The sequence below is a fragment of the Pseudomonas lalkuanensis genome (genome assembly GCF_008807375.1).
Classification (GTDB): Bacteria; Pseudomonadota; Gammaproteobacteria; order Pseudomonadales; family Pseudomonadaceae; genus Metapseudomonas; species Metapseudomonas lalkuanensis.
This window is the reverse complement of record NZ_CP043311.1, coordinates 1,055,127-1,076,486: the sequence shown is the minus strand read 5'-3', so window position 1 is coordinate 1,076,486 and position 21,360 is coordinate 1,055,127. Positions and strand designations below refer to the sequence as shown.

Sequence of the window (21,360 nt, the reverse complement as noted above, 5' to 3'; positions counted from 1 at the left end):
GCCCCTGAGAGCGAAGATCCATGCCCATCCGCCACTGCATCGTTCACTTCATCGACAAGAAGCCCGACGGCAGCGCCGCCGTGCTGCATGCCCGGGATAGCGCACTGGCCGAGTCCCAGGCCATGGAAAACCTGCTGGCCGACCTCAATGAGAGCTACAACGCCAAGCAGGGCAAGGCCTGGGGATTCTTCCACGATGAATCCGGCGCCTACCCCTTCAGCGGCTGGCTGAAGGAATACCAGGACGGTGCCCGCGACTTCACCGCCTTCAGCCGCCAGGCCGTGGAACACCTGCAGAAGCTGATGGAGGAATCCAACCTCTCCACCGGCGGCCACGTGCTCTTCGCCCACTACCAGCAAGGCATGACCGATTACCTGGCCATCGCGCTGCTCCATCACAGCGAAGGCGTGGCGGTGACCGACTCCCTGGAAGTGGCGCCGGCCAAGCACCTGGACCTGGGCCAGCTGCACCTGGCGGCCCGCATCAACATGTCCGAGTGGCAGAACAACCAGCAGTCGAAGCAGTACATCTCGTTCATCAAGGGCAAGAACGGCAAGAAGGTGTCGGACTACTTCCGCGACTTCATCGGCTGCCAGGAAGGCGTCGACCCGCCGAGCGAGACCCGTACCCTGCTCAAGGCCTTCAGCGACTTCGTGGAAAGCGAGGACCTGGCCGAGGAACAGGCCCGCGAGAAGACCAAGACCCTGGTGGACTACGCCACCACCCAGGCCAAGATGGGCGAGCCGATCACCCTCGACGAGCTGTCCGGCCTGATCGACGAAGACCGCCCGCGGGCCTTCTACGAGCACATCCGCAACAAGGACTACGGCCTGTCCCCGGAGATTCCGCCGGACAAGCGCACCCTCAGCCAGTTCCAGCGTTTCACCGGCCGCGCCGAAGGCCTGTCGATCAGCTTCGAAGCGCACCTGCTGGGCTCGAAGATCGAGTACGACGAGGGCCGCGACATGCTGATCATTCGCCAGGTGCCGACCCAGCTGAAGGATCAGCTGAAGCGCCGCAAGGACTGACTCTCTGCGGACCACCGCTGAAAGAAGCCCGGCGATTGCCGGGCTTTTTCCTTTCTGTGGGAGCGAACTCATTCGCGAAACAATTCGCTCCCACAAGAGCAGCGATCAGAGCGCCTCCATGCGGAACCCCAGCCGCGGGAAGTGCACATGCACCACGCCGGCACGTTCGTCTTCGCGACGCAGGATGATTTCCTCGCGGCCGGCGAACAGCAGCTCACCTTCAACCGGGTCCACACCATAGTCGGTGGCCGCCACCAGCACCTTCTGGCCGGGAACGAAACCATTGGGGTCACTGAAGTCCTCGCTGGGCAGTGGCGCCGGAGTGGTGCTGCGGGCGATTTCAATCGCCTCCGTGGCGGACAGCGGACTGCTCGCGCCCTCGCCGAACCCCAGCACGCGGCCAAACCAGGCCGCCACTTCCGGGTAGTCATCCACCAGCGGCGCGGTAACCGGCGTGGCTTTGAGGAACCACAGGCAGTGGGCCAGGGAGAAATCGGCCACCGACGGTTCGCCGAAGAGGAAATCGCCTTCGCTACGTTCCAGTTGTTGCTGCAGTCGTCCCATCAGCACCGGCCAGTTGCTGCGGGCCTGCTCCAGCGGCACGCGGGTGGCGCTGCCGCCGGAGAACAGCTTGGCGCGATCGGCAAGGAACGCCTGCTGCACAGCCGGCGGTAACTGGCCCATGCGCACGGCGATGGAGTCGGGCTGGAACACCAGGCTCACGGCGTGCTGGAAGATCACCGAGTCCGCCCACAGCGCGAAGCTGGCGACGTTGAACTCCTGGCCTTCCGGAAACAGCGCAGGGCCTGCCTTTTCCTGTTCCAGTCGACGGGCGATCAGCGCGGTGTCGCAGTAGATGTCGGCCCCCACCTGCAGCACCGGGGTCTTGCGATAACCGCCGGTCAGCGCCATCAGGTCGGGCTTGGGCATGATCCGTGGGATCTCTACCGAGCGCCACGATAGCTGCTTGTAACCGAGCATCAGCCGCGCCTTCTTGGCGAAGGGCGAGGGTTCGTAGTGATGCAGGATGAGTTCGGACATTGCAGGGCTCCGCTGCGATTGTGATAAGGCCGGAGCTTATCCGGCCACTTCTTCGAGGCCTATCGTTTCGGCGCGCGTCCAGCCCGCTATCAGCGACTCTTTGACCGCCTTCTTCATGCGCTTGATAGCGATTTCGCGGCGCAAGGCCTCGCTCTTGTCGGTACAGGCTTCGACGAACACCAGGGCACGAGCCGGGCTGGAATGGAAGAACCGCGCCCCCTTGCCGCTCTGGTGCTGGGCAAAACGCCGCTGCGGGTCATCGCTGATGCCGCAATAGAGGGCACCGTTCTCGGCACGCACCAGGTAGACGAACCAGGGTTTGGCGGCAGGGGCGGATTCGGTTTGCTCGGGCATTGCGGGGTCCTGACTGAAAGCCGCCGCATTAGGCATTGCCTCACCTCGTCAAGACAAGTCCTTCAACGCCCCGGCACGGTACGCCGCCAGGCCGCGCGCAGCCTGCTTGCGAATGGCGTTCTGCACCGGCGGCGCCCAGCCCAGCAGCAGCCCCTTGGCGCCCAGTGCCTGGCGAGCCCAGCGCCAGAGATCGAAGCTGTCGTGGTGCTCGATGATCTGGCCACTGGAGAAGAGGAAACGCGCCTGGATACGGTTTTCCACCATACGTCCGGTCTGGCTGAACAGGTAGGTGGCGACCCAGTTGGCGCGGCCGGTTAGGTCATCGGCCTCCACGCCGTCGAAGGTCAGGCTGAACTGCTGGGCGCGACTGGCGAGCATGCGCCACATGTCGCCGGCTTCCTGCCCATTGAGGTCGGTGAACACCGGATCGCTGAAGTGCACGTCCGCGCTGTAGCAAGCGGCCATGGTTTCGGCGTCGAGGCGCTGGAAAGCCTGATAGAAACGGGTGATGAGCTCAGCGTTGGGGTGAGCCATGGGCAACTCCGGCAAGGACTGTATGGCTAGCAGTATTGACCCGAATGGTTCAGGTGGCGATTGGCGACATCGCCAACTTTGTGTCAATAATCGCCAAACCGATTGCCGAGTCCGCACATGATCCGCGTCGCCCTTTTCGTCTGCCCCCAGACCGTATGCTCCAGCCTGGCCACGGCCGATGATGCGTTCCGCCTGGCCAACCAGCTGGCCGGCGAGCCTCTGTTCCAGGTCCAGCGCTTCAGTTGCGACGGTCGGCCTGTGGATATCGGCATGGCCGAGGTGCGCGTGGATGGCGACCTGGCACTGGCGGAAACAGCCGACCTTGTCGTGCTGACCGCCACCGGTCCTGCGGTGGAAAAGACCCTGGCCGCCAATCAGTCACTACTGCCCTGGCTCGCCGCGCGACCGGACTCTCAGCAACTCGCCAGCCTTTGCAGCAGCGCGTTCCTGCTGGCCGCCTCTGGCCGGCTCGATGGTCGCCGCGCCACTACCCACTGGGCGCTGGCACCAGCCTTCCGCAAACGTTATCCACAGGTGCGGCTGGAGCCGGACGCCCTGCTCACCGAAGACGGCAACCTCTTCTGCTCGGGCGGTGCCCAGGCAGGTCTGGATCTGTGCCTGTACCTGATCGGCTGGCACGGCGGCGACTGGCTCGCGCAACGGGTGGCCGGGGCCATGGTGTTCGAGATGCAGCGCGGGCGCCAATCGCGCTTCGCCCCCTTGCTGCCAAGCACTGGCAACGATGATCCACAAATCGGTCCCGTGCTGGTCTGGCTGCAACGCAACCTGGCCGAGCCACTCGATCTGGAGGCCCTGGCGGCCCGGGCGCACTGTTCGAGCCGAACCCTGTTGCGACGCTTCAAGGTGGCGACCGGCCTGACCCCGAACGCCTATCTGCAACGCCTGCGCATCAGCGCGGCACAAACCGCCCTGCGCAATCCGGCACGCTCCCTGGAACAGGTAGCGGCTCAGGTGGGTTATGCCGACCGGGCGACCTTCGCCAAGTTGTTCAAGCAGTTGTGCGGGGAGACGCCGGGGGCGTTCAGGCGCAGGTTGCGCCAGCCCTAGGCGCGCGCAGCCCCTCATTCATGGGCTGCAGGAGCGAATTCATTCGCGAAGGACTGCACAGCGGTCCGTGGGTCCGTATCGCGAATGAATTCGATCCCACAAAAAACGAACTGTCAGACCGACTCTTCCTTCAGTTCCTTGAGGTGCTTGTAGACCGTGGCGCGGCCCATGTTGAGGACGTTGGCCACGTAGTTCGCCGCGCTCTTGCCCTTGAAGGCGCCTTCGGCATGCAGTGCCAGGACCAGTTCGCGCTTGTGCTCGCGGGTCAGCAGGTTGAGGCCGAGCTGGCGCTGGCGCAGCCAGTTGTGCAGGAAGGTATTGATGCGTTCCTGCCAGTCGTCGCGGAACAGGGCGTCGGGCTGGGGAATGAGCTTGCTGGAGGAGAGGAACAGGTCGAGGGCAGCCTTGGCCGCCTCGAACATGGAGATGTTCAGGTTGATGCAGAGCACGGCAACGGGCCCGCCCTGGGCGTCGCGTAGCACGGTGCTCACGGAGCGGATCTTCTGGCCGTCCCAGTTGAGCTTCTCGTAGGGGCCTATGTTCCGCTCGCCCACGTCCTCGCCGAGCATGTCTTCCAGGGCGGCATCGTCACCGACGCAACGCTTGGAGATGTTGTTGGCGATGTAGTCGATCTTCTGTGTGCGCAGGTCGTGCAGCACCACCTCGGCGTGGGGGAAGAACAGCGTGGCGATGGCGTCGGCGACGGCCCGGTAGTTGTCCAGGGCGAAGTCTTGGCGCGGGATCATGGAACGGCTCCTGGAGCGGGAAGATCGGCGCCGGGCGCAGGGCCCGGCGCAGCGAGTGTGGCGCAAAGCGCCTGCGTCGTCACCCCAGCCGCGCAGGGGACAACATCGCCTCGGTCAGGCCGAAGCGCGCCAGGTGCTCCGGCAGCGGCTGGCGCAGGACCAGGCAGGCGCTGGCCTCGCCCATGGCGGCGGACGTCTGGATGCCGTAACCGCCCTGCCCCGCCACCCAGTAGAAGCCCTGGCTGTGCAGGTCGTAGCCGGACACCAGGTCGCCATCGGGGAAGAACGAGCGCAGGCCGGCCCAGACTCGCGTTGGACGGCGGATGCTCATGGTGGTGTGCTCCTCGATCTGGTAGATGCCGAGGGCGATGTCCAGTTCTTCCGGCTGCACGTCGTGGGCTTCCACCGGGTCGGCGTTGGCCGGCGAACCCAGCAACACGCCGGCGTCCGGCTTGAAGTAGAAGGACTCGTCCAGGCTCACCAGTGCCGGCCACTTGTGTGCATCCACGCCTTCGGGCGGCGAGAAGATGAAGGCGGCGCGGCGCTTGGGTTGCAGGCCCAGGGGCTGGACGCCGGCCAGTCGCGCGAACTGGTCGCACCAAGCGCCGGCGGCGTTGATGAGCGTCGGTGCCTGGAAACTGCCCTGGGCGGTTTCCACCAGCCAGTGTTCACCCTCGCGGCGGGCAGCGGTCACTTCGCAGCCGAGGCGCACCTCGCCGCCATTGCGGCGGATGCCGCGCAGGTAGCCCTGGTGCAGCGCGTCGGTATCGATATCGGCGGCGCTGGGATCGAGCATGGCGCCCTGCACCAGGTCGCGGCGCAGTACAGGAACCAGCGCGCAGGCCTGGTCCGGGGTGAGCATCTGCATGTCGGGCACATTTTCCAGCGCGCTGTCGAACTGGCGCTGCAGTTCTTCGGCGTCGCCGGTGAAGTCCACCACCATCTCGCCACGCGGCGTGAGCAACGGGTGCTCGCTGAAACCTTCCGGTGGCGCATCGAAGAATGCCCGGCTGGCGGCGGTCAGGGCACGCACCTGGGGCGTGCCGTAGGCCACCGTGTAGAGGGCGGCGGAGCGGCCGGTGGAGTGGTAGCCGGCGTGTTCCTCGCGTTCCAGCACCAGCACGCGGCCGTGGCGGGACAGCCAGAATCCGGTGGAAGCGCCGCCTATTCCGGCACCGATGATGATGAAGTCAGCCTGGTTCATGGCGTCTGCCTCACTGTGCTTGGCGCTGAAGATGATAGAGGGCATTGGCCAGGGCCATGTCTTCGAGGCCCAGGCCAATGGAGCGGAAGAACACCGGGCGGCTGTAATCCGGACGCGCGGCCTTGCCGCTCAGCAGCTCCGGTAGGTCGCCACGGATGGCCTCGCGATTCCAGCCGTGGCGCTCGGCGGCCAGCAGCATCTCGCCTGCGGAGCCAGGGGTGGTGGCGCGGTAGTCGCAGTAGACATCCATTTCACCCAGGGCTTGCGGCGGCACCTCGTGGGCGCGCGGGGCATTGGTGCTGATGGAAGTGACCAGGGCTGGCCTGCCCAGGCTGCGCGGGTCCAGCACGGGACCGGCGGAAGAGGTGCAGAGCATCACCACATCGGCCTCGGCCACGGCATCTTCCAGGCTGGCGCTGATTTCCACGCGCGGGTCCTGGGCGCGCAGTTGCACCTGGACTTCCGCATCCGCCGCCAGGGCTGGCGAGAAGACGGCGATGCGCTGCCAGTCGCGCAGTTCCTTCACGTAGTGCAGGTGGGCACGGGCCACCGGACCGCTGCCGATCACCGCCAGGCGGCTGGCCCGCGCAGGTGCCAGGGCCTCCACCGCCACAGCCGTGGTCGCGGCGGTGCGCGCGGTAGTCAGCTCGCCGGCATCGCAGAGCAGCAAGGGCTGGCCGCTGTCCATGGACATCAGCAGTGTCCAGGCGGTCACCAGGGCGCCGTCGGGCTTCTTGATATAGGGCGAGGTCTTGACCCCGTAGACCCCATCCTTGACCAGCACGCCCAGGTAGTTGATGAAGTCGCCGGCAGCATTGGGGAATTCCACCAGTTGCTGCGCCGGTTGCACGGCTTCACCGGCAGCCAGGTCGAGGAACATCTGGCGCATGGCCTGGTGCACGTCGACCTGCTGGAGCAGGCGGCGGGCTTCGGCTTGCGCGAGAACGAGGGGCGAAGTGCTGGACATGGGGACGCTCCCGGGGCTGGATGTAAACATTTTGTCCATCTTGGACTTTTAAGTTTATGCCAGCAAGGGGACAGCGAGCCTGATGTACGGGAATGGCGCCTGGGTATAAAGGTATCGGACGTAGGAGCGACTTCAATCGCGAACGAATTCGCTCCCACACCTGGGGCCGGCTTGCTACCAGCCGACGCCGAATCCGACGGTATAACGGGTTTCGTCGACATCGCCCTCGGCGCCGCTGACCTGGTCCTTCTCCGCCTTGACGTTGAGCGAGGCCCAGTCGGTGACCTTGTAGCGCAGGCCCATTTCGGCATCCAGGGCGTAGTCGGCGGTGTTGTCCAGCGGTCGGCCGATCTCGCCGGTGGTGAAGAACTCCACGGTCTTGCCCACCAGATAGCGGTTGTAGTCCCACTTGGTACTGAGGGAATAGAAGTTCTCCTTCTCGCCATTGGAGAAGTCGTAGTCGGTGCGGTTGACCAGGCCGGCGAGGGAGAAGGCGCCCAGTTCGTCATCCCAGAACTGGTAACCGGGGCCGGTACCCAGGGTGCGCTGGCGCTCGAGGTCTTCGATCTTGTCGCGCTTGTACTCGCCCCGGCCCTGCCAGAAGAATTTGTCGGTGATGAAGCGATCGAGCGCGTACTCGGCTTCCCAGTTGTCCGTGGTCTTCACCTCGTCGGTGAATTCACGGTTGTACTCGCCACTGGCGTTGTGCCGCCAGCGACCATGACGGGCCTTGGTATTGAAGTCGACGTCGTAGTCGTCGGTGTCCTTGTCGGCACGCTTGTAATCCAGCGACAGGTCGACATTGCCGGTCCAGGTGAGGTCCTCGACCAGGGGCTTGGGCTTCATGATCTGTTCAATGCTGGCCAGCTCCACTTCCTTCGGCGCTTCGCCATTGGCCAGGATGACCTTGCCATCCTCGGCGCGATGCAGCGACTTGGCGCGCTCGCCGTCGAAGTCGCCCTGCTTGATCAGCAGTTCGCGGTCACTTTCCAGGGTGGCGATCTTCTTCCAGTCCAGCGGAATGGTTCCGCCGTAGTCGGTCTCCAGCACCAGCTTGCCACCATCGAAAACGCGGATGGTGCCGGTGAGTCGATCGCCATTCTTCAACCAGACGGTGTCAGCGAAAGTGGCGGAGGAAGCGGCGGCGAGCGCCATGCACAACAGGGATCGGGACAGCATAAAACGGCTTCTTTGCTCGGGTTCTCGAAAAAAAGCCGGGCATTATCCTTATGACCGACAGCAGAGCAAGGACTGACCGGCCTGCGTCCGCTGAGTTCCGAAAAATCGATGGGCGTGGCCTGGCGTGACGCTACCAGCCGACGCCGACGCCAATCAGGTAATGCCTGTCCGAATCGCTCTGGCCCAGGCCCCGTACCTGGTCCAGTTCATAGAGCAGCGAGAGCCGCGCCCAGTCGTTGAGGCGGTAGCGAAGGCCGAATTCGCTGTCGAGTACGTAGTCGATCTCTTCGATCCGCGGCACTTGCAGCTGAGCCTTGGAGTAGAGCTCGAAGCGGGTACCCCAGATCAGCCGCTTGAAGTCCCACTCGAAGGAATAGGCGTTGAAGTCGAGGTCTCCGGCGTCGCTTTCCAGCTGGAAGCGGCTGAGCTGGGCGATCAGGTCGAAGCGGCCCAGCTCGTCGTCCCAGAAGCGATAGCCCGGACCGACGCCATAGGAACGCTGGCGCTCGAAAAACTGGAACTCATCGTTCTCCTGGTCGTAGCTGCCGCGCACGAACCAGTGCTTGGTGAGGAAGCGGTCGAGGTCGTACTCCAGCTCCCAGTTGTCCTCGGTGCGCTCGCCGTTCTTGGTCTCATTTTCGAACTGGCCGCTCAGCACGTGGCGCCAGCGGCCATGTTCGACGCGGGTATCGCCCTTGAGTTTCCACTCGTCCGTCTTGTCCTCGTTTCGCTCCAGATCCAGCTTGACGTCGAGGTTGCCCTCCCACACGCGATCCTCGATGAAGGGCCGGGGCGGCACCATCTGGCGAATGCTCGCCAGCGGCACCGTCTCGCTCGTCCCGTTCTCCAGCCGCACCATGCCCTTGCCCGCCGCTGCGAGGCTGCGGCTATGCTGGCTGTCGAGGCCGTCGCGCTTGATCAGCAGCGGTTTCTCGGAGCGCAGGGTGTCGATATCCTTCCAGTCGATCAGCACCTGGCCGGCGTATCTGGTCTTCAATGCCAGCTTGCCGCCATCCAGCAGGATGATCTCGCCGGTCAGGCGGTCGCCGTTGTTCAACCACAGGGTGTCGGCCCAGAGCGGCGAGCAGGCCAGGCACACGAGCAAAGCACTTAGGCTACGGAGCAGCATGGTCGGAAAGAAGAAGGAGGAAGAGGCGCCAGAGCATGCATGGGGGGACTTGCCGACAGCAAGCGTGGACGTGCGTCGCGAGGCCCTCTACCTGACGCTGGCGCAGGTGCCGGAAGGCACGGTGGTGACCTATGGCCAGTTGGCCGAGCTCGCGGGCCTTGGCCGCGCCGCGCGCTGGGTCGGACGCACGCTGAGTCACCTGCCGACGGGCACCCAGTTGCCCTGGCATCGGGTGCTGGGCGCCGGCGGGCGCTTCAGCCTGGCACTGGGAACGCCATCAGGCGATGAGCAGCGAGCACGTTTGCGCGCCGAAGGGGTCAGTATCCAGAACGATCGGGTGAACATGCGTCGGCACGGCTGGCATCCCATGCCACCCAAGGGTTAGAGTGCGCCCTGCCCTGTTGTCAGCCCCCTTCCCGGACGCCGCGAGCAGCCCAATGCCCAGCACCACGCTTTTCGGACCGCACCTCTAATGCCCCATCGTTCCTGGCGCGCAGCCATCGCCGCCTATGCCTCGCCGGCCACTCTTTCGCTATTGCTGCTGGGTTTCGCCGCCGGCCTGCCCTACATGCTGGTGTTCTCCACCCTTTCCGTCTGGCTCCGCGAGGCCGGGGTATCCCGCGAGACCATCGGCTTCGCCAGCCTGATCGGCCTGGCTTACGCCTTCAAATGGATCTGGTCGCCGCTACTCGACCAGTGGCGCCTGCCGCTGCTGGGCCGTCTTGGCCGCCGGCGTTCCTGGCTGGTGCTCTCCCAGGCGCTGGTGGGGCTCGGGCTGGTGGGCATGGCCCTGTGCGACCCGCAGACGAACCTCACCTGGCTGATCGCCCTGGCAGTGGTGGTGGCCTTCGCTTCGGCCACCCAGGACATCGCGATCGACGCCTACCGCCTGGAGATTGCAGAGGACAGCCGCCAGGCAGCCCTGGCCGCCAGCTACATGACCGGCTACCGGATCTCCGCGCTGCTCGCCACCGCCGGTGCGCTTTACTTCGCCGAATGGTTCGGTTCCACCGCCAAGGTCTACGAATATGGCGCCTGGGCCGGTACCTACCTGCTCTTCGCGCTGCTGATGCTGCCGGGCCTGATTACCAGCCTGTGGATGCGCGAACCGCTGGTGGACCTGCCGGCACAGGGCAACAACTCGCGCTTCAAGCTCAAGCACCAGCTCTCTTCGGTACTGATCCTGCTGGTGATGCTGATCTCCCTGCCAGCGATGATCACCGGCATGCTCGATCGCGCCTGGCCACGTGCCGCGCTCTACGCCATCTTCCTGATCACCTGCCTGTCGCCCTGGGGCATGCGCCAGATCCTGCCGGTGCGCGAACTGCTCAGCCAGCAGCGCCGCCAACTGCTGGTGGCCGCGCGTGGCAAGGTCATGCCCAACTTCGACTTCGTCCACCAGGCGGTGTCGATCATCGTCCTGATCGTGATCCTGGTGACCATCGCCGCCGCGGTGAAGGCCTTCTCCTCCGGCGCCTGGCCACGCGGCACGATGTTCCTGCTGATCACCCTGGCCTGCTTCTCCGCCGCCGGACGCCTGCTGATGGCGCCGGTGCTGACGCCGATCAGCGAGTTCGTCCAGCGGTATCGCTGGCAGGCGCTGCTGCTGCTCGGCCTGATCGCCACCTACCGGATGTCGGACACCGTGATGGGCGTGATGGCCAACGTCTTCTACATCGACCAGGGCTTCACCAAGGAGCAAATCGCCAGCGTCAGCAAGCTGTTCGGCCTGGTGATGACCCTGCTCGGCGCGGCAGCCGGCGGTGTGCTGATCGTGCGCTTCGGCATCCTGCCGATCCTCTTCATCGGCGGTGTGAGCTCAGCGGCCACCAACCTGATGTTCGTGGCCCTGAGCGACATGGGCCCGCACCTGAACATGCTGATCCTGACCATCTCCTGCGACAACTTCAGCGCAGGGTTGGCCACCTCGGCCTTCGTCGCCTATCTCTCCAGCCTGACCAACCTGAAGTTCTCCGCCACCCAGTACGCCCTGCTCAGCTCCATCATGCTGCTGTTGCCGCGCCTGATCGGCGGCTACTCGGGGGTGATGGTGGAAAGCGTCGGCTACCACAACTTCTTCATGCTCACCGCGTTGCTGGGTATCCCCACCCTGGTGCTGATCGCCATCCAGTGGGGGCGCGACCGCCAGCAGCCGAAGGAGAATGGCTCCTCAGATGCCCCCGCGGCACCCGGTTCTACCGAGCAGCCCTGATTTATCCACAGGCATGAAAAAGGCCGGCATATGCCGGCCTTTCTCATGGGGTGGGTCTTCAGGCGCTCTGCACCAGCTTCACCACGCGATGGGGAAACGGGATGCTGATCCCCGCTTCGTCCATTTTCTCCTTGGCACGCTCGATGAAGTCGAAATTCACCGCCCAGTAGTCGGCGGTTTCGACCCAGACGCGCAGGGAAATGTTGATGGCGCTCTCGCCCAGTCCGGTGACGAAAACCACCGGCTCGGGGTTCTTCAGTACGCGGGGGTCACGAGCGATCTCCAGCAGTACCTGGCGGGCGCGTTTGATGTCGCAGTCGTAATCGATGCCGATGTTGATATCGACACGGCGGGTCTTCTCCCGCGAGTAGTTGGTGATGTTGCCGTTGGACAGGCTGCCGTTGGGCACGATCACTACCTTGTTGTCAGCGGTCTTCAGCGTGGTGTGGAAAATGTGGATGGCGTCCACCGTCCCGGCCACGCCCTGTCCCTCGATCCAGTCACCGACCTTGAACGGGCGGAACAGCAGGATCAGCACACCGCCGGCGAAGTTGGCGAGGCTACCTTGCAGCGCCAGGCCGATGGCCAGGCCCGCAGCACCGATGGCGGCGACAAAAGAGGTGGTCGAGATCCCGACCATCGAAGCCACGCTGACCAGCAGCAGCACCTTCAGGACGATATTGGCCAGGCTGCCGACGAAACCCTGCAGGGTGCGGTCGACTCGGCGGTGCTGCATCAGGGCGCCGACCTTGCCGGTCAGCATGTTGATCAGCCACCAGCCCAGCAGCAGGGTGATCAGGGCCAGGGTCAGCTTGCCGCTGTACTCCAGCACAATGGGCATCCAGGATTCGGATACCTTCACCAGTTGGTCGACGTTCATCTCCATGAGTGCTCTCCCGCGCTATTTCAGCAATACGAAACCAGGCCGCCATGGACAAGCCATGGCGGCGAAGGTTCAAAAGGTTCCAGTTCTGCGACGCTGATCGGTCGCGAAGGTTCCGCTCAGTCGCGGAAGTTGTTGAACTGCAGGGGCATGCCGAACTCCTTGGCACGCAGGGCAGCAATGGCTTCCTGGAGGTCGTCGCGCTTCTTGCCGGTCACGCGTACCTGCTCGCCCTGGATGGCGGCCTGGACCTTGAGCTTGCTTTCCTTGATGTGGGCGACGATCTTTTTCGCCAGTTCCTTGTCGATACCTTCGCGCAGCACGGCTTCCTGCTTCACGACCTTGCCGGACGCATAGGAGTCCTTGATCTCCAGGCACTGGACATCGATCTTGCGCTTGACCAGGGCCATCCTGAGTATTTCCAGCATCTGCTCCAGCTGGAAATCGGCGTCGGCGGTCAGGGTGACGGTCAGTTCCTTGAACTCGAAGCTGCCCTTGCCGCGCAGGTCGTAGCGACGATCGAGCTCCTTCATGGCGTTGTCGACAGCGTTGGTGACTTCGTGCTTGTCCAGTTCGGACACCACGTCGAACGAGGGCATGGGATTCCTCCAGATAGACGGCGCGATCTGCATCACGGATATCAACGCGCCTGGCTTGACGGTAAAAAATGCGCACCCATTATAACCGAGCGACAAGCCACATTCCGGGGCCGTCCCTAGCAGTCCGAAACCGGCAGAACGGTAGGGCGACAAGGCAACCCGGAGGAGGCTTGATATCATAGCGCCATACCGCGCCATTCCACCCTCCTTGCGAGCCTGCCAAATGCCCAACCCTTATCTCAGTATCCTGGTGGTGGACGATGCCAAATTCTCCAGCGCCATGATCGGCCGTGCCCTGAGCCAGGCCGGTTACCAGGATCTGCGATTCGCCAGCAGCGCCAGCGAAGCCCTCAAGCTGCTGGAAGACAAGCCTGCCAACGTCATCCTCGCCGACTGGCTGATGCCCGAGATCGACGGCCTGGAACTGACCGCGCGGGTCCGCCAGCTGGATGAGATGACCGACCACTACAGCTACATCATCCTGCTCACCGGCAAGGAAGGTGAGAACGTCCTGGGCGAGGCTTTCGACCGCGGCGTGGACGACTTCATCAGCAAGGCGGCCATGAGCGAACAGCTGGTTCCTCGCGTCTATGCCGCCGACCGCCTGTGCAACACCCTGCAGCGCCTGTTGCAGGAAAACCGCCTGCTTACCCAGAACATCGCCAGCCTGGAGCAGCGCAACCTGGTGGATTCCCTGACTGGCCTCGGCAACCCGCGCTACCTGCGGCAGAAGCTGGCCGACAGCTTGCGCCAGGTGGAGTCCCGCGGTGGTGCCCTGTGCTACCTGCTGATCGGCCTGCTGGATGCGCCGCAACTGCGCCAGCAGTACGGAGACACCTTCTACAACGAGTTGCTGCACGGGGTCGCGCGACGCCTGCAGCAATTGGTTCGCCCACTGGATGTGCTGACCCGCGTGGATGACAGCCAGTTCGGCCTGATCACGCTGCTCGACGACCTCCACGAATGCTCGCCGAGCAGCTTCCGCCGCCTGCACGAAGGGCTGAACCTGAAAGCCTTCAAGACCAGCGAAGGTTTCATCACCCTCAAAGCCGGCATCGCCCTCGTGGGCCTGGACACCAAGGCCCTGCCTCTGGACGTCGAGGAGCTGCTGGACAAAGCCAGCGCCATGCTGCCCGAGGCCTACGCCAGCGGCCGCGTCACCGCGCTGCGCCTGCCGCAACCATGACCTGGCACATCCTCGGCGCCGGTAGCCTGGGTAGTCTCTGGGCCGCTCGCCTGGCGCGCGCGGAGCTGCCGGTACGGCTGATCCTGCGTGATCGCGCCCGCCTCAAGGCTTACGAGGCGGCCGGTGGCCTGACTCTGGTGGAACAAGGCCAGGCCCGCCAGTACACCATCCCGGCCGTGCTGCCCAGCACTGCCGGCCCCATAGGCCGGCTGCTGTTGGCTTGCAAGGCATACGATGCGGAGGCTGCGGTCCAGCCCCTGCTGCCCTACCTGGCCCCCGGGGCCGAACTGATTCTGCTGCAGAACGGCCTGGGCAGCCAGGACGCCGTGTCCCTGCGCTTGCCACACACGCGCTGCGTGCTCGCCTCCAGTACCGAAGGGGCCTTTCGCGAAGCGGACTTCCGCGTGGTCTTCGCCGGCCATGGCTTCACCTGGCTCGGCGACCCGCTGCAGCCTGCCCCGCCTGACTGGCTCTCCGACCTGGAGCGGGCCGGCATTCCCCATGGCTGGACGCCGGATATCCTTTCCCGCCTGTGGCGCAAGCTGGCGCTGAACTGCGCCATCAACCCCCTCACCGTGCTGCACGACTGTCGCAATGGCGGCCTGGCCAATCACCCGGCCGAGGTCAGCGTGCTCTGCGCGGAGCTGGTCGAACTGCTCCAGCATTGCGGCCAGCCTGATGCCGCCGAAGGACTGCATGAAGAAGTGCTGCGGGTGATCCAGGCCACTGCGGCGAACTACTCGTCCATGTATCAGGACGTTGCCAACGGCCGCCGCACCGAGATCAGCTATCTGCTCGGCCACGCCTGCGCCACCGCCACGCGCCATCGGCTCAAGCTGCCGCATCTGGAAAGCCTGCATACCCGCCTCAGGGCCCATCTGGAACAACGCGGATTGCCCGTCACCTGACCCCGCGCTAACCTGCCTTTCTGCCCAGCCGCGGATATCTGCCCCCTTGACCAGCCTGCGTCAGCGCCTCGAAAACCTCTCGGTCGGCCGCAAACTGCTCGCCGCCCTGCTGGTCCTGCTCGCTACCGTCCTGCTCATCGCCAACCTGGCCTTCATCAGCGCCGCCTACTGGATCTCCCAGGAAAGCGTGGCCCCCCAAGGCCTGGAAACCCTTGGCCGGCTCTTCGCCACCTCGGCCGTCGGTCCCGAGGCGCTGTCTTCGGAAGAAAAGGCCAAGGAGATGCTGCAGCGCCTGAACGGCTACACGCCGCTGCGCGCCGCCGCGCTGTACGACACCGATGGCCGGCTGCTGGCCCAGTTGCAGCGTGGCGAACAACTCGACCTGCCGCTGAAGGCCAGCGACATTTCCAGTTGGCGCCTGCGGGAGTTCCGCACCAGCCACCTCGCCGAGCTGCCTATCCCCGGCAAGCCCGCCGGCCACCTGCTGCTGGTGGCCTCCAGCGAGCTGCCCAGTGTGTTCTATACCGGCACCCTGACCGCGAGCCTGGCGATTCTCGCCTGCAGCGTGCTGCTCTGGCTGCTGGTGGCACGGCAGATCCGGCGCATGGTCACTCGTCCCATCCGCCGCCTGGAGGAACTCTCGCGCCAGGTGACCCGGGAAGAGAATTATTCGCTGCGCGCCCCCCGTGGCAACCGCGATGAAATCGGCAACCTCGCCGACGCCTTCAACACCATGCTCAGCCGCATCGAGGCCCGCGAGCAGCAACTCAAGCGCGCCCGTGACGATGCCCAGGCCGCCTTCGACCAGGCCCACGAACTGGCCGAGGAAACCCGCCACTCCAACCGCAAGCTGGAGTTGGAAGTGCAGGTACGCAGCAAGATCGAGAAGAAGCTCACCGGCTTCCAGAACTACCTCAACAGCATCATCGACTCCATGCCCTCGGCGCTCATCGCCCTGGACGAACAGCTCTACGTCACCCAGTGGAACCAGGAAGCCAGCGCGCTCTCCGGCACGCCCATGGACGACGCGCTGAACCAGCCGGTATTCCTGGCTTTCCCTTCGCTCAAGCCGTTCCTCCCGCAGATCCGCCTGACCGCCGAGAAGCACAAGGTGGAGAAGGTGGAGCGGGTGAGCTGGCTGGTGGGCGAGAACGTCCACCACTATGCCCTGACCTTCTACCCGTTGATGGGCGGCACTGGGCGCGGCGTGGTGATCCGCATCGACGACATCACCCAGCGCCTGTCCATGGAAGAGCTGATGGTGCAGTCGGAGAAGATGCTCTCGGTGGGCGGCCTGGCCGCCGGCATGGCTCACGAGATCAACAACCCCCTGGGCGCCATCCTGCACAACGTGCAGAACATCCGGCGGCGCATCTCCCCGGACCTGGATCGCAACCAGGAGCAAGCTGCCATCAACGGCATCAGCCTGGAATCGGTCAGCCGCTACCTGGAAGCCCGCGAGGTGCCCAAGCTGCTGGACGATATCCACCAGGCCGGGGCCCGCGCGGCCAAGATCGTGAGCCACATGCTCGCCTTCAGCCGGCGCAGCAACCGCCAGTTGGCGCCCTGCCAATTGCCGGTGCTGATCGACCAGGCGCTGGAGATCGCCAGTAATGACTTCGACCTGACCGAAGGTTTCGACTTCAAGGGCCTGCAGATCGTCCGCGAATTCGACGCCGAGCTGGGCCCGGTGCCCGGTACCGCCAACGAGCTGGAGCAGGTGCTGCTCAACCTCCTGAAGAACGCGGCCCAGGCCATCCACCAGCGCGAGGACGACGAGGAGGGCCGCATCACGCTGCGCACCCGCCTGAATCCGCCCTGGGCGGAAATTCAGGTGGAAGACACGGGCGTAGGCATTCCCGAGAACGTGCGCAAGCGCATCTTCGAGCCCTTCTTCACGACCAAGGAAGTGGGCCAGGGCACGGGCCTGGGGTTGTCGGTCTCCTATTTCATCATCACCAACAATCACAAGGGCCAGATGGAAGTGCAGTCCAAGCCCGGCCAGGGCACCTGCTTCACCCTGCGCCTGCCGCTGACTTCCAGCGCCACGGAAGCAGGAGCCTGACATGGGTAACCGCCTTTCCAGGATCTACACCCGAACCGGCGACAAGGGCGAGACCGGCCTGTCCAGCGGCCGGCGCGTCCCCAAGGACCACCCGCGCATCGAGGCGATAGGCGAGGTGGACACCCTGAACAGCCAACTCGGCCTACTGCTGGCGGAGCTGGCCGAAAGCGCGCAGAGCTGCCCGGGACTGAATGAGGTGATCGGCACGCTGACGCCTTGCCAGCACCGCCTGTTCGACCTTGGCGGCGAACTGGCGATGCCGGAGTACCAGGTGCTGGACATGCAGGAGATCGGTCGACTGGAAGTCGCCATCGACCTGTGGAACGAAGAGCTAGGGCCGCTGAAGAACTTCATCCTCCCCGGCGGCTCCCGCCTCGTGGCCCAGGCCCACATCTGCCGCAGCTTCGCCCGCAGCGCCGAGCGCCGCACCCAGGCCCTGAACGGCGAAGAGCCCTTGCGCGAGGAACTGCTGGCCTACCTCAACCGCCTCTCCGACCTGCTCTTCGTCGCCGCACGCCTGATTGCGCGGCGACAAGGGGTGGATGAGGTGTTGTGGCAGGCTGCGAAGAAGGAGTGATCGCCTGACGCTAGCTCTGCAGGGGCGATACCAATGGCTATCTCTGCGTTAGCTGTTGCTGATCGAAATGGAACGCTCTAGCACAGAACCTCCAGGACTCCGCGCCAGCCTGACCCCCGCCCCTCTCCCAGAGGGCGAGGGGTGACTCGCGCCGGCGAGGCACAAGTCATCCTGAAGCCCACACGGGCCTGAACCTGAGCGCCTGAGGTGGGGCAGCGACTGCGCCCCTTCAGGAGGCCGAGCGGAATCGTTGCAGAGGGGACGAGCGGCATGGATGCCGCGAGAGGCGTGTGGGGCCATGGATGGCCCCTCTCGCCGTGCCCCCGGCGCAACGATAGAGCGAGGGGAGTTTGGCGAAGCCAAACCCGGATGCAGGGGCAAGCGTTTTGGTTCCTTTTGGGCGTTTGCAAAAGGAACTCGCCTGGGAAGGCGAAACCAGAAACATCCGCAAAACCCGGTAAGCAACCGGGCTCAGCACCTTCCAGGAACGCTCAACGCATTCATAGCCATACCAATCGCACTGCAAGCCAAAGGCCTGCGCCGTCGATCATTCGGGCCAGAACGCCCGGATCCCCGCCACCCCCTGGGCACCGACCGTCCAGGCCTGCGCCAGGTCATCGGGGCCAACGCCGCCCAGCAGGTAGACCGGCTGGTTGAAGCCGCGAAGCAGCGCCTCGGCGTGCTCCCACCCCAGGGGCCGGGCGTCGGGATGGGTCTGGGTGGCCTGCACCGGCGAGAGGGTGACGAAATCCACTTCCATGGCCGCTGCCAGCTGCAGTTCCTCGATGCTGTGGCACGACGCCGCCAGCCAGCGCTCGCGCGGGAAGGGACGGCCGTTGGGGGCGTACTTGCGCAGTTGCTCGGCGGTCAGGTGCCAACCGGCCGCGGGGAAGTCGCCCAGCCATTCAAGCGGGCCCTTGAGCATCAGTTGCGCCTTGCCGGCGCAGAGGCCCTGCACGTCGACCGCAAGGTCGCGGTACTGCGCGTCGAACATGCGCGGCGCACGCAATTGAACCAGGCGCACCCCCTTGCCCAGGGCGGCCTTGAGGCCGGCCAGCAGCGCCTGGGGTTCGATGTCGTCAGGCGTGATCAGATAACGGTCGGGCAACCGGGCAGCGGCCACAATCGGCTTGTTGGCCGCCGGAAAATCGTAATCCCCCAGTTCACGCGGCGAGGCCCAGGCCAGCGGCTGCCCCTCGGCGCCATGAGGTTCTCCGCTGAAGGCGCTGACTTCCCAGACATCCAGCAGCACATGCTTGTCCGGGTAGTCGTGGTGTACCTGGATCAACGGACGGGCAGCGCTGACGCGAATACCCAGCTCCTCCTCCAGTTCGCGTGAAAGCGCGACCTGCACGGCCTCGCCCTCCTCCACCTTGCCCCCGGGAAACTCCCAGAGGCCGCCCTGGTGCTTGTCGTCCGGACGCTTGGCGATCAGCACCCGGCCGTCGGCGCCGCGGATCACTGCAGCCGCCACATGCACTCGCTTCATTCAATGATCTCCGTTTCCTGCAAGGCGGCCTGGTACCAGCGCTGGAAGGCAGGCCACCGGTAAATGGTGTCGACGTAGGCGGCGGCGTCCGCCGGCAGCTCCACGGCATAGCTGCGCAGGCGGCTGGCCACCGGCGCGTAGAAGGCGTCGACGATGCTGGCATGGCCGAACAGGAAGGGGCCGTCCTGGCCGAAGCGAGCACGACACTCGGCCCAGATGGCACAGATGCGGCGAATGTCTTCCGCAACCTCGTCCGGGACCTCGGCGAGCGCCTGGTTACGCTTCATGTCCATCGGCATATGGCTACGCAGCGGCACGAAGCCACTGTGCATTTCGGCGCATACCGAACGGGCCATGGCTCGGGCCGCCTGGCCAAAGGGCCAGAGGTGCGCCTCGGGGAAGCGCTCGGCCAGGTATTCGGCGATGGCCAGGGAGTCCCAGACGGTGCCGTCTTCGGACTGCAAGACCGGCACCTTGGCGGTGGGCGAGTAGCCCAGCAGGCGCGTGTGACTATCGGCCTGGTAGAGCGGAATGCGGACCTCGTCGTAGGGGGAGCCGGTCAACTCCATGGCCAGCCACGCGCGCAACGACCAGGACGAGTAGTTCTTATTGCCAATTACCAGTGTCAGGGACATGCCTTGCTCCTTGTTTCCAGTTCCCCAGGGTGTCGCTGGATCATGGAAGCTGCCTGCGCCCATGGCAAATTCCCGATTTTCATCGGGGGATGAAAATCGGGAATGCCGCTGCACTACAGAACCCGTTCACGATCTTGCCAACTAGAGAAAAACAAGGCGGGAATGGCTGAGGGCTCGGAGTTTACGAGCTGTAAATGAGCAAGCCCGAAGCCATTCCCAACACAGTTAATCCAACGCGCAGCTGATCGTAGGCAGGTTCTCAGGTGCGGTACTCAGCATTGATCTTCACGTATTCGTGGGACAGATCGGTGGTCCAGATGGTTTCGCTGCAGTCACCACGACCCAGTTCGATGCGGATGGTGATCTCTTCGCGAGCCATCACCGCAGCGCCCTGCGCTTCGGTGTAGGTAGAGGCACGGCCACCCTGGCTGGCAATGCAGACTTCGCCGAGGAACACGTCGATCTTACTCACGTCCAGATCCGGCACGCCGGCATAGCCCACGGCGGCCAGGATGCGGCCCCAGTTGGGATCGGAAGCGAACAGAGCGGTCTTGATCAGAGGCGAGTGGGCTACGGCGTAGGCAACATCCAGGCATTCCTGGTGGTTGCCACCGCCATTGACCTGCACCGTGACGAACTTGGTAGCGCCTTCGCCGTCACGCACGATGGCCTGGGCGATCTCCATGAAGACGTCGAACAGGGCCTGCTTGAGCTTGGCGAACAGCTCACCGCTGGCAGCGGTGATTTCCGGCAGGGCGGCCTGACCGGTGGCAATCAGCATGCAGCAGTCGTTGGTGGAGGTATCACCGTCGATGGTGATGCGGTTGAAGGACTTGTTCGCCGCATCGCGCACCAGGGCATGCAGCACATCACCGGCAACCTTTGCGTCAGTGGCGATGTAGCCAAGCATGGTGGCCATGTTCGGACGGATCATGCCGGCGCCCTTGCTGATACCGGTGATGGTGACGGTCACGCCGTCGTGCTCGAACTGGCGACAGGCACCCTTGGGCTGAGTGTCCGTGGTCATGATGCCTTCGGCCGCCTGGGCCCAGTTATCCACCTTGAGGTCAGCCAGTGCCGCCGGCAGCGCGGCCTCGATCTTCTCGACCGGCAGCGGCTCGCCGATCACGCCGGTGGAGAACGGCAGCACGGCCTCTTCACCCACGCCAGCCAGTTCCGCCAACTTGGCGCAGGAACGGCGCGCGCGAACCAGGCCATCCGGACCGGTACCGGCGTTGGCATTGCCGGTATTGGTCAGCAGGTAGCGTACTTCGCCCTGCAGGCGCTCGCGGGTGATCAGCACCGGGGCAGCGCAGAAGGCATTGGTGGTGGTGACGCCGGCGATGGTGGAGCCTTCGGCGCAGCGCATCACGACCACGTCCTTGCGCCCGGGGCGCTTGATGCCGGCAGAGGCGATGCCGAGTTCGAAACCGGGAACCGGGTGCAGGGTAGGCAGAGGGCCAAGACCAACAGCCATGGGAAGCGCTCCTTTGTCAGCAGGCGACCGGCTGCGGGCGGTGCAGACGGCCAGGGGTATCAGGAAAAACGCCGCGAGC

General features: G+C 64.8%; 21 protein-coding genes. 8 read left to right on the top strand and 13 right to left on the bottom strand.

Features of this window, described 5'->3' with window-relative positions:
- Positions 1–20 precede the first annotated feature (20 nt).
- Positions 21–1,028, top strand: coding sequence for a nucleoid-associated protein YejK (yejK, locus tag FXN65_RS05160; protein ID WP_151132018.1), 1,008 nt, complete (start codon positions 21–23; stop codon positions 1,026–1,028).
- Between the two features lie 105 nt (positions 1,029–1,133).
- Here the strand turns inward: yejK and FXN65_RS05155 are convergent, their stop codons facing one another.
- The 3 genes from FXN65_RS05155 to FXN65_RS05145 are packed head-to-tail and all read right to left on the bottom strand — an operon-like array spanning position 1,134 to position 2,957.
- Positions 1,134–2,069, bottom strand: a complete 936-nt coding sequence (locus tag FXN65_RS05155; protein ID WP_151132017.1) for a glutathione S-transferase family protein — start codon at positions 2,067–2,069, stop codon at positions 1,134–1,136.
- A 36-nt stretch (positions 2,070–2,105) separates the two neighbouring features.
- Positions 2,106–2,423, bottom strand: a complete 318-nt coding sequence (locus FXN65_RS05150; protein ID WP_151132016.1) for a GIY-YIG nuclease family protein — start codon at positions 2,421–2,423, stop codon at positions 2,106–2,108.
- 48 nt (positions 2,424–2,471) lie between these two features.
- A complete protein-coding gene (locus FXN65_RS05145; RefSeq protein ID WP_151132015.1) occupies positions 2,472–2,957 on the bottom strand; it encodes a nuclear transport factor 2 family protein in 486 nt (161 codons plus the stop codon).
- A gap of 117 nt (positions 2,958–3,074) precedes the next feature.
- On the opposite strand from FXN65_RS05145, the gene FXN65_RS05140 reads away from it, so the two are divergent.
- Positions 3,075–4,025: a GlxA family transcriptional regulator gene (locus FXN65_RS05140; protein ID WP_151132014.1), complete on the top strand. Its 951-nt coding sequence runs from the start codon at positions 3,075–3,077 to the stop codon at positions 4,023–4,025.
- Positions 4,026–4,138: 113 nt separating this feature from the next.
- Here the strand turns inward: FXN65_RS05140 and FXN65_RS05135 are convergent, their stop codons facing one another.
- From FXN65_RS05135 to FXN65_RS05115, 5 genes are all read right to left on the bottom strand, one after another.
- Positions 4,139–4,771, bottom strand: a complete 633-nt coding sequence (locus tag FXN65_RS05135) for a helix-turn-helix transcriptional regulator (RefSeq protein ID WP_151132013.1) — start codon at positions 4,769–4,771, stop codon at positions 4,139–4,141.
- Positions 4,772–4,850: 79 nt separating this feature from the next.
- Positions 4,851–5,975: an NAD(P)/FAD-dependent oxidoreductase gene (locus FXN65_RS05130; RefSeq protein ID WP_151138665.1), complete on the bottom strand. Its 1,125-nt coding sequence runs from the start codon at positions 5,973–5,975 to the stop codon at positions 4,851–4,853.
- A gap of 10 nt (positions 5,976–5,985) precedes the next feature.
- The gene (locus FXN65_RS05125) at positions 5,986–6,942 is read right to left on the bottom strand and encodes an ornithine cyclodeaminase family protein (RefSeq protein WP_151132012.1); all 957 of its coding nucleotides are present in this window, start codon (positions 6,940–6,942) and stop codon (positions 5,986–5,988) included.
- Between the two features lie 174 nt (positions 6,943–7,116).
- The gene (locus tag FXN65_RS05120) at positions 7,117–8,121 is read right to left on the bottom strand and encodes a DUF481 domain-containing protein (RefSeq protein ID WP_151132011.1); all 1,005 of its coding nucleotides are present in this window, start codon (positions 8,119–8,121) and stop codon (positions 7,117–7,119) included.
- Positions 8,122–8,251: 130 nt separating this feature from the next.
- Entirely contained in the window at positions 8,252–9,250 is a 999-nt protein-coding gene (locus FXN65_RS05115; protein WP_151132010.1) for a DUF481 domain-containing protein, read from the bottom strand.
- On the opposite strand from FXN65_RS05115, the gene FXN65_RS05110 reads away from it, so the two are divergent.
- Together FXN65_RS05110 and FXN65_RS05105 are read left to right on the top strand one after the other, a co-directional pair.
- Entirely contained in the window at positions 9,249–9,635 is a 387-nt protein-coding gene (locus tag FXN65_RS05110; RefSeq protein WP_151132009.1) for an MGMT family protein, read from the top strand. The genes FXN65_RS05115 and FXN65_RS05110 overlap by 2 nt on opposite strands.
- An 87-nt stretch (positions 9,636–9,722) precedes the next feature.
- Positions 9,723–11,462, top strand: a complete 1,740-nt coding sequence (locus FXN65_RS05105) for an AmpG family muropeptide MFS transporter (protein ID WP_151132008.1) — start codon at positions 9,723–9,725, stop codon at positions 11,460–11,462.
- A 58-nt stretch (positions 11,463–11,520) separates the two neighbouring features.
- On the opposite strand, the gene FXN65_RS05100 is transcribed toward FXN65_RS05105, so the two are convergent.
- Both FXN65_RS05100 and FXN65_RS05095 read right to left on the bottom strand, forming a co-directional pair.
- Entirely contained in the window at positions 11,521–12,348 is an 828-nt protein-coding gene (locus tag FXN65_RS05100; protein WP_151132007.1) for a mechanosensitive ion channel family protein, read from the bottom strand.
- Between the two features lie 116 nt (positions 12,349–12,464).
- Positions 12,465–12,944 carry a YajQ family cyclic di-GMP-binding protein gene (locus tag FXN65_RS05095; RefSeq protein ID WP_151132006.1) on the bottom strand — a complete coding sequence of 160 codons (480 nt, stop codon included), beginning with the start codon at positions 12,942–12,944 and terminating at the stop codon, positions 12,465–12,467.
- 223 nt (positions 12,945–13,167) lie between these two features.
- Between FXN65_RS05095 and FXN65_RS05090 the strand changes: the two genes are divergently transcribed.
- From FXN65_RS05090 to FXN65_RS05075, 4 genes are read left to right on the top strand one after another with little or no spacing between them, the layout of a single operon-like run.
- Positions 13,168–14,130 (top strand): GGDEF domain-containing response regulator, encoded by a 963-nt coding sequence (locus FXN65_RS05090; protein ID WP_151132005.1) that lies wholly within the window; start codon positions 13,168–13,170, stop codon positions 14,128–14,130.
- On the top strand, positions 14,127–15,038 hold the full coding sequence (locus FXN65_RS05085; protein ID WP_151132004.1) for a putative 2-dehydropantoate 2-reductase: 912 nt from the start codon (positions 14,127–14,129) through the stop codon (positions 15,036–15,038). Before FXN65_RS05090 ends, FXN65_RS05085 begins: the two co-directional genes overlap by 4 nt.
- 46 nt (positions 15,039–15,084) lie before the next feature.
- Positions 15,085–17,103: a sensor histidine kinase gene (locus FXN65_RS05080; protein ID WP_151132003.1), complete on the top strand. Its 2,019-nt coding sequence runs from the start codon at positions 15,085–15,087 to the stop codon at positions 17,101–17,103.
- A 1-nt stretch (position 17,104) separates the two neighbouring features.
- Positions 17,105–17,680 (top strand): cob(I)yrinic acid a,c-diamide adenosyltransferase, encoded by a 576-nt coding sequence (locus tag FXN65_RS05075; RefSeq protein WP_151132002.1) that lies wholly within the window; start codon positions 17,105–17,107, stop codon positions 17,678–17,680.
- 547 nt (positions 17,681–18,227) lie between these two features.
- Here the strand turns inward: FXN65_RS05075 and FXN65_RS05070 are convergent.
- From FXN65_RS05070 to argJ, 3 genes are all read right to left on the bottom strand, one after another.
- The gene (locus FXN65_RS05070; RefSeq protein WP_151132001.1) at positions 18,228–19,169 is read right to left on the bottom strand and encodes a Nudix family hydrolase; all 942 of its coding nucleotides are present in this window, start codon (positions 19,167–19,169) and stop codon (positions 18,228–18,230) included.
- Complete coding sequence (locus tag FXN65_RS05065) at positions 19,166–19,804, bottom strand: glutathione S-transferase family protein (RefSeq protein WP_151132000.1); 639 nt, start codon at positions 19,802–19,804, stop codon at positions 19,166–19,168. Before FXN65_RS05065 ends, FXN65_RS05070 begins: the two co-directional genes overlap by 4 nt.
- A gap of 259 nt (positions 19,805–20,063) precedes the next feature.
- The gene (gene argJ / locus FXN65_RS05060; RefSeq protein ID WP_151131999.1) at positions 20,064–21,281 is read right to left on the bottom strand and encodes a bifunctional glutamate N-acetyltransferase/amino-acid acetyltransferase ArgJ; all 1,218 of its coding nucleotides are present in this window, start codon (positions 21,279–21,281) and stop codon (positions 20,064–20,066) included.
- Positions 21,282–21,360: the final 79 nt, after the last annotated feature.